General features: G+C 75.2%; 11 protein-coding genes. 7 read left to right on the top strand and 4 right to left on the bottom strand.

What is annotated here, in order from left to right:
* Positions 1–21 precede the first annotated feature (21 nt).
* Genes ACZ45T_RS08255 through ACZ45T_RS08265 form a run of 3 tightly spaced genes read right to left on the bottom strand, consistent with a single transcriptional unit; the run spans position 22 to position 2,266 of the window.
* A complete protein-coding gene (locus ACZ45T_RS08255) occupies positions 22–888 on the bottom strand; it encodes a 5-oxoprolinase subunit C family protein (RefSeq protein ID WP_468438660.1) in 867 nt (288 codons plus the stop codon).
* On the bottom strand, positions 885–1,502 hold the full coding sequence (locus ACZ45T_RS08260) for a 5-oxoprolinase subunit B family protein (protein WP_468438662.1): 618 nt from the start codon (positions 1,500–1,502) through the stop codon (positions 885–887). Before ACZ45T_RS08260 ends, ACZ45T_RS08255 begins: the two co-directional genes overlap by 4 nt.
* Entirely contained in the window at positions 1,499–2,266 is a 768-nt protein-coding gene (locus ACZ45T_RS08265) for a LamB/YcsF family protein (RefSeq protein ID WP_468438756.1), read from the bottom strand. The genes ACZ45T_RS08260 and ACZ45T_RS08265 overlap by 4 nt, the downstream gene beginning before the upstream one ends.
* A 115-nt stretch (positions 2,267–2,381) precedes the next feature.
* On the opposite strand from ACZ45T_RS08265, the gene ACZ45T_RS08270 reads away from it, so the two are divergent.
* The 3 genes from ACZ45T_RS08270 (at position 2,382) to ACZ45T_RS08280 (ending at position 9,776) form a co-directional block, all read left to right on the top strand.
* The gene (locus tag ACZ45T_RS08270) at positions 2,382–3,887 is read left to right on the top strand and encodes a hypothetical protein (protein WP_468438664.1); all 1,506 of its coding nucleotides are present in this window, start codon (positions 2,382–2,384) and stop codon (positions 3,885–3,887) included.
* Between the two features lie 223 nt (positions 3,888–4,110).
* A complete protein-coding gene (locus ACZ45T_RS08275) occupies positions 4,111–5,013 on the top strand; it encodes a hypothetical protein (protein WP_468438666.1) in 903 nt (300 codons plus the stop codon).
* Positions 5,014–5,072: 59 nt separating this feature from the next.
* Positions 5,073–9,776, top strand: coding sequence for a hypothetical protein (locus tag ACZ45T_RS08280; RefSeq protein ID WP_468438668.1), 4,704 nt, complete (start codon positions 5,073–5,075; stop codon positions 9,774–9,776).
* 36 nt (positions 9,777–9,812) lie between these two features.
* Here the strand turns inward: ACZ45T_RS08280 and ACZ45T_RS08285 are convergent, their stop codons facing one another.
* Positions 9,813–10,241, bottom strand: a complete 429-nt coding sequence (locus ACZ45T_RS08285; RefSeq protein ID WP_468438670.1) for a hypothetical protein — start codon at positions 10,239–10,241, stop codon at positions 9,813–9,815.
* 389 nt (positions 10,242–10,630) lie between these two features.
* Between ACZ45T_RS08285 and ACZ45T_RS08290 the strand changes: the two genes are divergently transcribed.
* From ACZ45T_RS08290 to ACZ45T_RS08305, 4 genes are read left to right on the top strand one after another with little or no spacing between them, the layout of a single operon-like run.
* Positions 10,631–13,456, top strand: a complete 2,826-nt coding sequence (locus tag ACZ45T_RS08290) for a sensor histidine kinase (RefSeq protein ID WP_468438672.1) — start codon at positions 10,631–10,633, stop codon at positions 13,454–13,456.
* Positions 13,453–13,890, top strand: coding sequence for a roadblock/LC7 domain-containing protein (locus ACZ45T_RS08295; RefSeq protein ID WP_360900949.1), 438 nt, complete (start codon positions 13,453–13,455; stop codon positions 13,888–13,890). Before ACZ45T_RS08290 ends, ACZ45T_RS08295 begins: the two co-directional genes overlap by 4 nt.
* Before the next feature lie 10 nt (positions 13,891–13,900).
* Complete coding sequence (locus tag ACZ45T_RS08300; RefSeq protein ID WP_468438674.1) at positions 13,901–14,341, top strand: DUF742 domain-containing protein; 441 nt, start codon at positions 13,901–13,903, stop codon at positions 14,339–14,341.
* Positions 14,322–14,954, top strand: a complete 633-nt coding sequence (locus ACZ45T_RS08305; RefSeq protein ID WP_468438676.1) for a GTP-binding protein — start codon at positions 14,322–14,324, stop codon at positions 14,952–14,954. The genes ACZ45T_RS08300 and ACZ45T_RS08305 overlap by 20 nt, the downstream gene beginning before the upstream one ends.
* Positions 14,955–15,016 lie beyond the last annotated feature (62 nt).

Consider the following 15,016-nt stretch of genomic DNA (forward strand, 5'->3'; position numbering starts at 1 on the left):
GCCGCAGCGCCCCGGAACGTTTCATCGGGACCGGAGGAACCTGACGGGCGTACCCGGCCGGGCCTGCGCCGCCGCGTCCAGGGCCGGGCCCGGCGGGACCACGCCCACCACCGGGTAGCCGCCCGTCACCGGGTGGTCGGCCAGGAACACCACCGGCAGGCCGTCCGGCGGGACCTGGACCGCGCCCAGCACCATGCCCTCGCTGGGGAGTTCGCCCGGGCGGCCGCGGACCAGGGCGGAACCGCCCTCCGTGCGCAGGCCGATGCGGTTGGACATCGCCGACACCCGGAACACCGCACGCCACAGCCCGTCGAGCGAGGCCTCCGTGAACCAGTCCGCCCGCGGCCCGAGCCGCAGCGGGAGCAGCAGCTCCGCAGGCGGCCCGGGCAGGCCGCAGGCGTCCGCGCCGGGCGCCGGATCCGGGCCCGGGGGGCCCACCGGCAGCAGCGTCCCGGCGAGGAGCACCGGCGGCCCCAGGCCGGACAGCAGGTCCGTCGCGCGACTGCCCAGGACCGGCGGGACGCTCAGGCCTCCCCGCACGGCGACGTAGCTGCGCAGCCCCGACTCCGCCCCGCCCACCTCCAGCTCCGCCCCGGCCGGCAGCCCGACCGGCGCTCCCCAGGCCGCCGGGCGCCCGGAGACCCGTACGGAACAGGGCGCGCCCGTGACCGCCACGACCGTGGCGGTCAGCGCCCGGAGGCCGACCCCGTCGAGGGTCGTCTCCAGCGCCGCCGCGCCCGGCGGGTTGCCGAGCAGCCGGTTGGCCAGCGCGTACGCCGCCGTGTCCAGCGCCCCGCTGCGCGGCACCCCCAGGTGCGCGTGTCCCGGCCGCCCCCGGTCCTGGACGGTGGTCAGCGCCCCCGGCCGCACCACCAGCAGCCCGCTCATCGGGTCACCTCCGTGAACCGCACCCGTACCCCCGGGGCGAACAGCGCCGCCGGTTCGCGTTCCGGGTCCCAGAGCACGGCGTCCGTGGAGCCGATCAGCTGCCAGCCGCCGGGGGAGGAGCGCGGGTACACCCCCGCGTACTCCCCGGCGAGGGCCAGCGAGCCCGCCGGGACGGCCGTACGGGGAGTGTCCCGGCGGGGCAGGTGCAAGTGCTCCGGAAGCCCCGTCAGGTAGCCGAAGCCGGGCGCGAAACCACAGAAGGCCACCCGGAAGACCGTGCCGCCGACGAGGCCCGCCACCTCCCGCGGAGCCACCCCCCACAGCCGGGCCACCTCCGCCAGGTCCGGCCCGTCGTACCGCACCGGGACGTTGACCAGCGGCCCCTGCGACTCCGCGAGCGGGGGCACCTCCCACCGGGCGATCCGGTCGCCGAGCGCGGCCGGATCCCGTACGCCGTCCAGCAGTACGGTCCGGGCCGCGGGCACCAGGTCCCGTACGGGGCCCAGCTCGCCCGCGTCCCGGCGGCGCAGCAGTTCCGCGTGGAGCGCGGCCACCTCCGCCGCGGAGTCCAGTTCGACGAGCAGCGCCTCGCCGCCGACCACCAGGGTCCTCACGCGAAGGCCTCCACCCGCACCCCGGCGGCGCCCAGGGCCTCCCGGACCCGCAGCGCGAGCCCGGCCGCTCCCGGGGTGTCCCCGTGCAGGCACAGCGAGCGCGCGGCCACGGCCACCCGGGAGCCGTCGGCGGCCGTCACCGCGCCCCGCGCGGCCATCTCGACCGCCCGTGCGACCACGGCGTCCGGTTCGTGCAGCACCGCCCCCGGCTCGCCGCGCGGCACCAGGGTCCCGGCCGGCGTGTAGGCGCGGTCGGCGAAGGCCTCCGGTACGGGGGCCAGCCCGGCCTCCTCGGCGGCGACGAGCAGCAGCGACCCGGGCAGCCCGAGCACCGGCAGGCCGCCCGTGGCACCGGACCCGGCCGCCAGCCGGACACCCGCGACCACGGCGGCCGCCTGATCGGCGTCGTGCACGGTGCGGTTGTAGAGCGCGCCGTGCGGTTTCACGTACGACACCCGGGAGCCGGCCGCCCGCGCGAACACCTCCAGCGCCCCGATCTGGTAGGCCACCTCGTCCGCCAGCTCGCCGGCCGGCACGTCCATGGAGCGCCGGCCGAAGCCGGCGAGGTCGCGGTAGGACACCTGGGCCCCGATCCGCACCCCCCGCTCGGCGGCCAGCTCGCAGACCCGGCGCATGATGGACGGGTCCCCGGCGTGGAAGCCGCAGGCCACATTGGCGCTCGTCACGACGGACAGCAGGGCCTCGTCGTCGGTGAGCGTCCAGCGCCCGAAGCCCTCGCCGAGGTCGGCGTTGAGGTCGATCACGGGTGCGGATGCGATCATGGAATCCATGCGCCGAGCGTAGAGCAGGCGGCCCGGGACGATCCGGCCGAACCATGCCGTTTGGGATGTTGTCAGGGTCAGCGCCTAGTCTTTGTCCGTGACTCTCCCCGCCCCGGCGAAGACCCTTCCGTCCCCGGCGCCGGGCCCGGCCGCCGACGAGGGCCTGGCCCGGCGGCTTCGCGCCCTCGCCTGCACCGCCCCGCTGCACGACCTCGACGTACGCAAGGCCAATCTGGCCGGCGAGTACGGGGTCTACGCGATGGCGGAGGTCGCGCTGGCCGCGATCGACCTGGTCACGCTCAACATGGACTTCGACACGGGCGCCGACCACGAGCAGATAGTGGCCAGGCTGCTGCCCCGCGTCGCCGCCCAGGCCCCCTCGCGTCCGGCGGCCGAGCACGAGCGGGTGGCCCGCTGGGTGCTGGAGAACCTGATCAACGTCGGCAGCGTCGACCGCGGCTTCCGCGCGATCTACGGCACCTTCGGCCCGGACGGTGTCTACGTCCGCCGGGACTACGACTTCAAGCTGATCGAAGAGGTCCCCGGCTACGGCGGCGCGGTCTACCTGCGCACCACCGACGAGGCCGTCAACGTGCTGGTCGGCGCCCTCGACACCGACGTGACCAGCGCCCAGATCGCCGCCGAGGTCAAGCTGGAGGTGCTGATCAGCCGCGGGCGGCTGGCCGACGCCCAGCTCGCGGCCGAACAGGCCCGCTACCGGACCGTCCAGTACGCGGAGACCCTGCGCCGCACGCTGGACGCGACGCGGCGCAACGTCCGGGCGGTGGACTGGCTCCAGGCCGTCCCCGACATGATCGCCGAGGCCCTCGACCACGTCGCCGACCGCTACCGGCACGAGAACGCGATCCTGACGAACATCCGCAAGGCGCGTGACGAGGCGGAGGAGCCCGAGAACAAGCGGCGCGCCGCCGAGCTCGTCGACATCGTCAAGGACTGCATCCGCCGGCACACCCAGCTCCAGTCCCGGCTGCTGGACGCGGGCCCGCTGTTCCGTGCCGAGCAGGACCGCCAGGCCTTCGCCGCCCCCGCGCCGCGCTCCGGCATCGACCTGTACGGCCAGCTCGTGGCCCCGCTGCTGCCGCTTCCCCTGGAGCAGGCGAGCCGGGTGACCGACGCCTTCTTCGCCTCCGGCGCGGGGCTGCGTACGCCCGTCTCGGTGCGGGTGGCCGACCTGGTCGAGATCCTGCTCACCCCGCCCGTGGAGCGCGAGCACCTCGGCGCGGAGATGCCGGAGCCGGACCTCATCGCCACCCCGGACGACAGCCGCTTCAGCGAGGAGCAGCTCGCCGCCGCGATGGAGCTCCTGGACCTCCCGCACGACGCCCCCCGCCGGCTGTCCGGACTCCTCGCGGAGGCCCGCCGCAGCGACCCGGACCTGCCGTACCTGGTAGCCCTGCTGGCCGTCCACGCGGCGAGCCCGGCCGTCGGCACGGCGTACCGTCAGGGGGAGGAGCGCCTGCTCTTCGCGGTGGACGACGGCACGCAGCTCGACGACCACGAGTTCGGCGGCGCCGACCTCATCGTCGGCACCGCCCTCCTCGACGCCGCGGGCATGGCCGCCGATCGCGCGGAGGCCTCATGACCGGCGTCGCCATCTCAGCCCCGCCGGCTCCCGATTCAGCCCCTCCGGCGTTTGAGGAGCGGGTCCGGGCGGAGCCCGGTGCCCGGCGGAGCCGGGTTTCTCCCCCGGCTACCGCTGGGGGGTGCCCCCAGGGCGCTGCCCCAGACCCCGCGCCTCAAACGCCGACGAGGCTGGATTTGGCCCGCACCACCCGCACCATCCGCACCGCCGAGGAGACGTACCCGTGAGCGACCACCACGCCGAGCCCACCGCGTGGAGCGAGCCCGTGCAGCCGGTCACGGCCGCGCCGGCGCGGGGCGCCGCCCCGGTGACCCCGGCGGACGCCGCCGACGCGGCCCGGCTCGTCGCCTTCGGGCTCCAGCCCAAGCTGCTCCCCGCCCGTGACGCCGAGTACGCCGAGCTGCTCCGCCGCTACCGCGAGGACCCGGCCTTCGGCCGCCTCGCCGACGCCGTCGCCACCGGCCTCGGCCTCGTCGTCCTGGAGGTGTCCCCGCGCGCCGGCATGGCCGTCGCCGCAGGCGAGGACTCCGTCTTCGCCGTCCGGATGGGTGACTACGCCCGCCGCACCGCCGCCGACTCCGCCGACCGGTTCCTGCACGGCCTCGCCCACCTCGCCGTCGCCGCCCTGGCCTTCCCGCGCCCCGAGGACCTCGCCGACGACGGCTACATCGGGCGCATCACCGTCAACGGCGTCGACGCCTTCGTCCGGCAGACCTGCCGCCGCCTGGAGGAGCGCGCCGAGGAGCTCGGCGAGAACACCGACCCGGCCTCCGACGCCCCCGGCCTGGAAGCCGCCTGGCGCGTCTACGCCCGCCGCAGCGCGACCGGCGCCACCAAGGACGCCCGCCGCCTCGCCGGGTCCACCACCGGCATCGTGGGCAAGGCCGCCGCCTTCCTCACCGACTCCGGTTTCCTCCAGCGCACCGGTGACGAGGCCGGCGGCACCTACCGCACCACCCCCCGCTACCAGCTCCAGGTCCGCGACATGGCGGGCAGCGCGGCGATGGCCGAGCTCCTGGAACTCGGCGTGGTCCCCGTCAGCGACGGCTCCGCCACCCTCCTGCCGCCGCCCGAGGGCGACGACCTGGACCTGGCCGCCGACGCCGGTCTCCCGTTCCACGCCTGAGCCACCCGCCCTCCGTACATCCGTACGTCCGCACCAAGACACCACGAGAGTCCGCCGCCATGTACGAGCTGTCCCGGATCCGCCTCTACTCCATCGGGCCCGCCGGTGCGCGCTACGCCGACACCGTGCTCGACCTGCGCGGAGTCGGCGAGCCGGTGCCCCACCCGGCGCCGGCCCAGGCGGAGTTCTTCGAGGACGAGCCCACCGGCCCGCCGCGCCGCCCCGCGCCCGCGGGCGTGCTCTTCCTGGAGAACGGCGGCGGCAAGTCCGTCCTGCTCAAGCTGATCTTCTCGGTGATGCTCCCCGGCCACCGCAACACCCTCGGCGGCGCCAGCTCCGGCGTGCTGCGCAAGTTCCTGCTCGCCGACGACTGCGGCCACGTCGCCCTGGAGTGGCAGCACACCCAGACCGGCGAGTGCGTGGTCGTCGGCAAGGTCAGCGAATGGCGCGGCCGCCAGGTCTCCAACGACCCGCGCAAGTTCGCCGAGGCCTGGTACTCCTTCCGCCCCGGCCCGGGCCTCGGCCTCGACAACCTGCCCGTCGCCGAGGCCACCGCCGTGCGCCCGCCCGTCGAAGGCGCCTCCGGCGCCCAGGGCCGCCGCCGCACCATGAAGGGCTTCCGCGACGCCCTCACCGAGGCCGGCAAGGCCTACCCGCACCTCGAGGTGTACTTCGAGGAGATCCACGACCGCTGGAACGAGCACCTCACCGAGCTCGGCCTCGACCCCGAACTCTTCCGCTACCAGCGCGAGATGAACGCCGACGAGGGCGAGGCGGCCGGCCTCTTCGCGGTGAAGAAGGACTCGGACTTCACCGACCTCCTGCTGCGGGCCGTCACCGACACCCGGGACACCGACGGCCTCGCCGACCTCGTCCACGGCTTCGGCAACAAGCTCGGCCGCCGCGCCGAGCTCATGGCCGAACGGGACTTCACCGCGGGCTCGGTGGACCTCCTCACCCGCATCGTCGAGGCCGCCGCGACCCGCTCGCGGCTGCGCGACGTCCACGCGGGCGCGGAACGCCGTACGCGCACCCTCGCCCGCAGGCTGTCCGCCCGCGCCACCGAGGACCGCGGCCGGGCCGCCGACCTCGCCCAGCGGGTCACCGGCGCCGCCCACGAGGTCACCGCCGCCGAGTCCGCACGCGACCGCAGCGCCGCCGTCTCCGCCGAACTCGCCTACCGGCACGCCTCGCTGGCCCTGACCGTCGCGGACAAGGCCGCCGCCGCCCAGCGCCGCGAACTGCTCGAAGCCCGCACGCTGCACTCCGCGTGGCAGGCCGCCGAGATCGTGCTCCGCCACCGCGCCGCCGCCGACCGCTCCGCCCGCGTCGCCGCCGCGATCCTGGAGGCCGAGCGGGACGCCGCCCCGGCGCTCGCCGCGCGCGCCACCGCCGCGGGTGAGCTCGTACGGGCCCTGCACACCGCCGCCGAGCACGGTGAGCGGCTCGCCAACGAGGAGGAGGAGCGTTCCGCCGCCCTCCAAGCCACCGGCGAGGCCGCCCACCGCGATGCCACCGACGCCGCCACGGCCGCCCAGCGGGCCCGCAGCGAGGCCGAACACCTCCGCTCGCGCCTCGCCGAAGTCCAGCAGGAGACCGCCGAGGCCGTCCGCGCCGGCTGGCTCGATGACTCCGCGCCCGATGCCGACCCGGCCCGCGCCGCCCTCGCCGCCACCGACGCGGAGAAGACCGCCGTGGCCGCCTGGGACGAATCGCGCGAAGCCGCCCGCGCCGCAGCCGAAGCCGCCCGCGAGGCCGCCGCCGCGGAATCCCGCGCCGAGCTCACCGCCGCCCGCGCGGCCGACGCCGCGGACGCGGCCGAGTCCGCCCACGAGGCCGAACACCGGGCCGCCGCCTCCCTCGCCGAATCCCCGCGCCTGGCGGCTCTCCTGGGCCTCCCGTCGGCCCCGAACGCCTCGGTTCCGAACGCCTCGTTCCCGAACGCCTCGGTCCCGTCCCCGCGCTCCGGTGACGGCGCGGCCGGGCCCGGCCAGGACACCGCGCCGGGCGCGGCCCAGCACGCCACCCCCGCCGGATGGCTCACCGTCGAGGACCTGGACCGGGGCGCCGACGACCTCCGGACCCTGCTGACCGACGGAGTCGCAGCGGCCGAACGGCAGTTGTTCGAGCTGCGCACCGCCGCCGCCGACGACGCCCGCATCCTCGGCGCGCTCGGCGACGGCGGCCTGCTGCCGCCCGGCCCCGACGTCCTGGCCACCGTGGAGTACCTCGGCGAGCACGGCATCCCCGCCCTCCCGGGCTGGCGCTACCTCGCCCAGTCCGTGGACCCCGCCGACCACGCCGCGGTCCTCGCCGCCCGCCCCGAACTCGTCGACGGCGTCGTCATCACCGACCCCGACACCCACAGCCGGGCCCGCGAGGTGCTGTCCGCCGCCGCCCTGCTGCCCCGCTCCGCCGTCGCCGTCGGCACGGCCGCCGCCCTGCTGGCCCCCGTCCCGCAGACCGACGACGACGCGGTGTTCCTCGTACCGCCGAACCCGGCCATGCACGACGAGCACGCCGCCGACGAGGAGCGCCAGGCACTGCGCACCCGCGCGACCGCCCGCGACACCGAGATCCGGGACCTGGCCGCCCGCCTCGCCGGTGACCGCGAGCTCGCCGCCCGCCTCGCCTCGTGGCGCACCGGCTGCCCGCCCGGCCGCCTCGCCGAACTCGCGCAGCAGGCCGCGGCCGCCCGTACGTTCGCCGAGGAGGCCGACGCCGAGCTCGCGGAGGCCCGTACGGTACGCGCCGAGGCCGACGAGGCCGCCGCCGACGCCGCCCGCGTCCGCGAGGAGCGCCAGGACACCGCCCAGCGCGCCCGCCGCGTCGCCGACGCCCTCGCCGGCCTCGCCTTCCGCCTGCGCGAACGCGCCGGCTGGCAGGCCCGGCTCCGCGAACTCGCCGACGACGCCGCCGAGTCCGAGGCCCGCGCCGAGGTCTGCCTGGACCGGGCCCGCGCCGCCGACGAGGACCGCCGCGCCGCCCAGCGCGCCGCCGACGACGCCCGCCGCACCGCCCGCGCCCTGCGCGCCGAGCGCGCCGAGATCGCCGGGGCCCCCGACCAGCTGCCCGACGGCGACGGGGGCGGCCGGCGCGTGCCCCTCCCGGACCTGCGCGAGGCCTACCGCGCGGCCTCGCAGCTCTACGAGAAGGTCGGCGTCGGCGCCGACCTGCGTGCCGAACAGGCCCGCGCCGAGAGCGACGAGAGCGCCGCCCTCGCCGAGCTCGACCGCCTCACCAACAAGGTCCGTACCCGCGCCGCCCAGCTCCTCGAAGGCACCGACGGCGCCGACGGCCCCTCCCGGCAGGCCGCGGCCGCCCGCGCCGAGTCCCTCGTACAGATGCTGGAGACCCGCGCGTCCACCGCGAGCGAGCAGCTCGGCCGGCTGCGCGGCGAGGCCGAACGGCACGCCCCCGCCGAGGGCGAGGCGCACACCGAGCTGCCCGAGGAACTGATCCCCGAGCACGTGGACCAGGCGCAGGCACTGCTGCGTACGGCCACCGCCCAGCTCGCCGCCCACACCGCGGCCGTGGAGAGCGCCCGGGCCGCCCACGCGGACCTGCTGCGCGCCCACCGCACCGCGGAGGACGGCGCGGGCGGCTTCGACGAGACCGCCGCCCTGCTGCGGGACCTGCTGCGCGACCACACCCACGCCGACGACGAGCAGGAGCCGGTGGCCCACCCGGGGACCCTGGAGGAGGCCCGCCAGTCGGCCACCGAGGCCCGCCGCTCCCTGCGCGCCTGCGCGGCCGACCTCTCGGCCGCCGAGGCCGCGGTGCGCGAGGCGAGCGACATCCTGGTCCGGCACGCCAACGCCAGCCGCTACGAGCAGGTACGCACCCCCGCGCGCCAGCAGATCCGCGAACTGCCCGCCTCCGCGCTGCCCGAGCACGCGGCGGCCTGGGCCACGGCCTTCGCCCCCCGGCTGCGCGTCCTCACCGACGAACTCGCCCAGCTGGAGCGCAACCGCGACAGCATCGTCGACCGCCTGCGCGGCCTCGTGGAGTCGGCCCTGGCCACGCTCCGCTCCGCGCAGCGGCTCTCCCAGCTGCCGGAAGGCCTGGGGGAGTGGTCGGGCCAGGAGTTCCTGCGGATCCGCTTCGAGGAGCCCGACCAGGCCACCCTCACGGAGCGGCTCGGCGAGGTCATCGACGAGGCCACCCGCACGGCCGTGAAGAAGAACAGCAGCGCCTCCTTCGGCGAGGGCCGCCGCGACGGCATGTCCCTGCTGCTGAGGGGCGTCCAGGCGGCCCTCGAACCCAAGGGCATCGCGGTGGAGATCCTCAAGCCGGACGCGGTGCTGCGCGCCGAGCGGGTGCCGGTGGGCCAGATGGGCGACGTGTTCTCCGGCGGACAGCTGCTGACCGCGGCGATCGCGCTGTACTGCACGATGGCGGCGCTGCGCAGCAACGACCGCGGCCGCGACAAGCACCGGCACGCGGGCACGCTGTTCCTCGACAACCCGATCGGCCGCGCGAACGCCACGTACCTGCTGGAGCTCCAGCGGGCCGTCTCCGACGCGCTCGGTGTCCAGCTGCTGTACACGACCGGCCTGTTCGACACCACGGCCCTCGCCGAGTTCCCGCTGGTGATCCGCCTGCGCAACGACGCGGACCTGCGGGCGGGCCTGAAGTACATCAGCGTCGAGGAACACCTCCGCCCGGGTCTGCCGCAGCAGTCCCCGGAGGAGGAGACCATCCACGGCGAAATCACGGCGACCCGCATGTTCCGCCGCAGCGCCACCGCTTCCGCTTCTTGACGGACTCCGTCCGTCGGGCCCGGGCCCGGGTAGCCGTTACCGGCGGCCGAACGCCGCCAGGGGGCCGTCCTCGCGGGGTATTCGGCCCGGGCCGCTCTCGCGCGCGGCCCGGGCCGCCCGGGCGGCCCGGCGGGCCTCACGGCGGCGGCTGCGCGCCGTGCTGCTCGGCTCCGACAGGACCCCGTACCGCTGGTTCCACGTCTGCCGGGTGATCCACACGTCCAGCACGCCCCACGTGGCCACGATCGTCCCCCCGACCGCGCCGAGCGCCATCGGGAAGGCCAGCCAGGAGCCGGTCAGGGCCAGGAAGAAGCTGATCGTCGCCTGGGTCAGCGTGACGGACACGATCAGCACCGCCCGCACCGCGGCCGTCCGCACCGGATCCGGCATGCGGCGCCGCCGCGCCGGCTCCTCCACCCACAGCCCCTGCCGGGAACCACCGCCGCCGTTCTCGTACTTGCTCATGGTCCGCTCACTCCCCACCGCGCGGTCCGCCATGCCTATCCCCACCACGTCTACCCCGATGCGTCCCCTCGAACAGACAGACGTTCGGCGGCGTCGAGAGATTCCCGAATCGCGGAATGCCTCCACCAGCCCCGATGATCGCGGAACGAATAATTCCAGCCATCCATCAGGTTGCGGGAACTGATGCCTCATCAAGTGTCATCAGTCACATATCGGTCCGCTCTTGACCGGAAGTATCGGACAACTGGTGATCTTCGTCCAGGTGTCCGGCCGAAAACGTCCGGACACGCCTTCGAACCTTCCCCCGGGCAGTAGTAGGCTCACGCCGTTTAAATGACGGAACACCGACCCCCGGTAACGGGGTTGACCTGGGGGAGGCTGGGGAGGCCATGCGCTTTCGCGGGAAGTCCATCCGCCGGAAGATCGTGGCGTTGCTCCTTGTGCCGCTCGTCTCCCTGACCGCCCTCTGGGGATTCGCCACGGTCATCACCGGTCGTGAGGCGATCCAGCTCTTCGACGTGGCCTACATCATCGACAAGGTCGGCTACCCCGTCGAGGACGTCGTCCGCGTCATCCAGAAGGAGCGGCGCCAGACCCTCGTCGTCCTCGGCGACCCCCGGGCCGCCACCGCCACCGCCGACCTCGTCAAGCGCCGCACCGAGACCGACCAGGCCGTCCAGCAGATCACCGAGAGCGCCCGCGACCCCAAGGTCCTCGACGAGATGAGCCCGGCGAGCGTCCGGCGCCTGCGCTCGATCGTCGCCGCCTTCCACGGCATCGGCTCCATGCGCCACTCGGTCGACCAGAACGCCCTCGACCCCAGCCAGGCCCTGGAGCTCTACAACCGTCTCGTCGACCCCTGTTACGACTTCCTCATGAACCTCCACGGCCTGGACAACGTGGAGGTCGACAAGGAGGGCCGCGCCCTCGTCGGCATCAGCCGCGCCCGCGAGCTGCTCTCCCGCGAGGACGCCGTCGTCGCCTCCGCCCTCGCCGCGCGCAACGTCACCGCGCCCGACGTCCGCCGCGTCTCCGATTTCGCCGCGAACCGCACCCTGCTCTACGAGTTCAACCTCGTGACCCTCCCCGCCGATGACCGGGAGCGCTTCGAGCAGTACTGGAAGGACCCCGACAGCAAGCCCCTGCGCGACGCCGAGGAGCGGTTCATCGCGGGCGGCGCCGTCAACAAGCCGCGCAGCGTCACCGCTGCCCAGTGGGACGAGGCCGCCGTCAAGGTCCTCGAAGACCTGGCGGCCATGAACACCGAGGCCGGCGACCGCTACCAGGAGCGCATCGAGCCCGTCGCCATGGACGTCATGATCCAGGCCGCCGTCGCCGGCGTCCTCGGCTTCATCGCCCTGATCGTCTCCGTGGTCCTCTCGGTACGCATCGGCCGCGACCTGGTCCGCGACCTGTCACGGCTGCGCAAGGAGGCCCACGAGGCCTCCGGCGTCCGGCTGCCCGGCGTGATGCGCCGCCTCGCCGCCGGCGAACACGTGGACGTGGAGACCGAGGCGCCCCACCTGGAGTACGAGAAGGACGAGGTCGGCCAGGTCGGCCAGGCCCTCAACACCCTCCAGCGCGCCGCCGTCGAGGCCGCCGTCAAGCAGGCCGACCTGCGACGCGGCGTCTCCGAGGTGTTCGTCAACCTGGCCCGCCGCAACCAGGTGCTGCTGCACCGCCAGTTGACCCTCCTCGACACCATGGAACGCCGTACCGAGGACACCGAGGAGCTGGCCGACCTCTTCCGCCTCGACCACATGACCACCCGCATGCGCCGCCACGCCGAAGGCCTGGTGATCCTCTCCGGCGCCGCACCCTCCCGCCAGTGGCGCAAGCCCGTCCAGCTGATGGACGTCGTACGGGCCGCCGTCGCCGAGGTCGAGGACTACGAACGCATCGAGGTGCGCCGGCTCACGCGTCTCGGCATCGCCGGTCCCGCCGTCGCCGACATCACCCACCTCATCGCCGAACTCCTGGAGAACGCCACCGTGTTCTCGCCGCCGCACACCGCGGTCCAGGTGCACGGCGAGCGCGTGGCCAACGGTTTCACCCTGGAGATCCACGACCGCGGCCTCGGCATGACCCCGGAGGCACTGCTCGACGCGAACCTCCGGCTCGCGGAGACCCCCGAGTTCGAACTCTCCGACACCGACCGCCTCGGCCTGTTCGTCGTCAGCCGCCTCGCGCAGCGCCACGGCGTCAAGGTCGTCCTCCAGCACAGTCCGTACGGGGGCACCACCGCGGTGGTCTTCCTCCCGGCGGCCCTGCTCACCGACGCCCCCGACACCAACGGCACGGGCGTGCGGCTGGACGGCGCCCAGAGCCCCGAGCCCGCCCGGCTCACCCGGGCCGCACGGCCCGGCCAGGTCGGCAGGACGCCGTCCGAGCGGCCCTCGCCCGCCGCCGTGGAGCGCGCGCCGGCCGGCCGGCCGCTGCCCGTCGCCGAACTGCGCGGCCCGGTCGAGCTGGAGGCCCCGCTCGTCGGCGGCGCCCTGGAGGCCCTGGACGGCCTCGACGACCCCGCGGTCCTGGGCGGGCCCGCCACCGGGATCAAGGGCCGCGCCGGCGCGGCGGGCCGCCCGGCCATGGCCACGCTCGACGACGAGACCCCGCCGAACGGCATCCCGCGCAGCGCCCTGCTGGGCCTGCGCCCCGCGGACCGCCCGCACGCCGACCGGCACACGGCCGAGCGCGGCGGCGCCCGTACGGGCCACCGCGACCGCGAGCCGCTCGCCCCCACCGGCCCGGTCCGGCTGGAGACCCAGCGCCTGGAGGCCCCGCACCCCGACGGCCCCCGCTCCTCGGGAGCCGTACCGCTGCCCCGCCGCCGCCCCACCCCGACCCTGGTCGCCGAGCACGGCCGCCGGGTGGAGCCCCGCCCGGTGTCCGTGGTCCCGCAGCCCGCCCCCGCCTCCGCAGCCGGATCCGCTGACACGGACCCCGCACCCGGCCCCGGCACCGGCGGGCTGCCCCGCCGGGTCCGGCAGGCCAACCTGGCGCCCCAGCTCAAGAAGACCCCGTCGCCCGCACCCGCCGAGGCCGCCGCCGACCAGGCGTCCGACCGCGACGCGGAAGACGTACGTACGCGCATGTCCGCACTCCAGCGTGGCTGGACGGCGGGCCGCAACCAGCACGCACAGCAGTCCGGGACCGAGGCAGGCACATCCGCCGCCGGCGGTCCCGGATCCGAGAACGAGGGGGACGGTCGATGACCGCACCGCAGACCGGCAACGACAGCAGGGGCCGCGGCTCCGGTCCGCTCAACTGGCTCCTGGACGAGCTCGTCGACCGGGTCGGCTCCATCCGCAAGGCGGTGGTCCTCTCCGGCGACGGCCTGCCCACCGGCAGCTCCAAGGACCTGACCCGCGAGGACAGCGAGCACCTGGCGGCGGTGTCCTCCGGCTTCCACAGCCTGGCCAAGGGCGTCGGCCGGCACTTCGACTCCGGCCGCGTCCGCCAGACCGTGGTCGAACTCGACGAGGCCTTCCTCTTCGTCATGGCCGCGGGCGACGGCAGCTGCCTCGCCGTACTGGCCGACTCCGACTCCGACGTCGGGCAGGTCGCGTACGAGATGACGCTGATGGTCAAGCGAGTGGGCGACCACCTGGCGACCGCCCCGCGCACCGGGCTGCCCGCCGGAGGGTGAGACGGACGGCATGAGCGATCCAGGCCAGGACCATCCCGACGGCATCCCCGCCGATCCGTCCGCCCCCACTCCTGACCACGCGCACTGGTTCGACGACGAAGCGGGCCCCGTGGTGCGCCCGTACGCGATGACCCGCGGCCGGACCAGCCACGCGGGCCAGCACCGGCTCGACCTGATCGCGCTCGTCGTCGCCGAACCGGCGGCCGACGATCCGGTGTGGGACCTGACCCTCTCCCCAGAACACGCCCACATCCTCGGGCTGTGCCGGGACCGACCGCAGTCGGTCGCCGAACTCGCGGCCGACCTCGACCTCGCGGTCGGGGTCGTACGCGTCCTGATCGGCGACCTGGTCGACGAGGAACTGGTCCATGTGACCCGGCCGGTGCCACCGGCCGAACTGCCCGATGAATCCATTCTGCGTGAGGTGATCGATGGCCTTCGGGCGCTTTAGCCGCACCGGTGCCATGCACGCGGTGTCGCCGGTCGAACCGCTGACCTTGAAGATCCTGGTCGCGGGCGGCTTCGGGGTGGGCAAGACCACCCTGGTCAGTGCGGTGAGCGAGATCAGACCGCTGCGGACCGAGGAACGGCTCTCCGAGCCGGGCGTCGGCATCGACGACACCGGGGGAGTGGAGGGCAAGAGCACCACGACCGTGGCCATGGACTTCGGGCGCATCACGCTCCGCGAGGACCTGGTGCTGTACCTGTTCGGCACGCCCGGGCAGGACCGCTTCTGGTTCCTGTGGGACGAGCTGGCCCAGGGCTCGCTCGGCGCCGTGGTCCTCGCGGACACCCGCCGCCTCGCGGACTGCTTCGCCGCCGTCGACTACTTCGAGCGGCGCGCGATCCCCTTCGTGGTCGCGGTCAACTGCTTCGACGGAGCGGACCGGCACCCCGTGGTCACCGTACGGACGGCACTCGACCTCGATCCCGGGGTACCGGTCCTGCTGTGCGACGCACGGGACCGGGAATCCGTGAAGGACGTGCTGGTGGGGGTCGTGGAGCACGCGATGTCCCTGGCCCGCGAACGGCGCCTGGGCCGCACGGCGGAGGCCGGGGCCTGACGCGGAGGCGGCCCGTACCCCCGCCGACTGGGGTACGGGCCGCAGCTCTCTCGGGGGGCTTC

The organism is Streptomyces sp. NPDC030995, from assembly GCF_055571215.1.

Coding starts and splice junctions, on each gene's coding strand:
- ACZ45T_RS08255 (WP_468438660.1), bottom strand. CDS start 888: ATGAGCGGGCTGCTGGTGGTGCGGCCGGGGGCGCTGACCACCGTCCAG.
- ACZ45T_RS08280 (WP_468438668.1), top strand. CDS start 5,073: ATGTACGAGCTGTCCCGGATCCGCCTCTACTCCATCGGGCCCGCCGGT.
- ACZ45T_RS08285 (WP_468438670.1), bottom strand. CDS start 10,241: ATGAGCAAGTACGAGAACGGCGGCGGTGGTTCCCGGCAGGGGCTGTGG.
- ACZ45T_RS08290 (WP_468438672.1), top strand. CDS start 10,631: ATGCGCTTTCGCGGGAAGTCCATCCGCCGGAAGATCGTGGCGTTGCTC.
- ACZ45T_RS08295 (WP_360900949.1), top strand. CDS start 13,453: ATGACCGCACCGCAGACCGGCAACGACAGCAGGGGCCGCGGCTCCGGT.
- ACZ45T_RS08300 (WP_468438674.1), top strand. CDS start 13,901: ATGAGCGATCCAGGCCAGGACCATCCCGACGGCATCCCCGCCGATCCG.
- ACZ45T_RS08305 (WP_468438676.1), top strand. CDS start 14,322: ATGGCCTTCGGGCGCTTTAGCCGCACCGGTGCCATGCACGCGGTGTCG.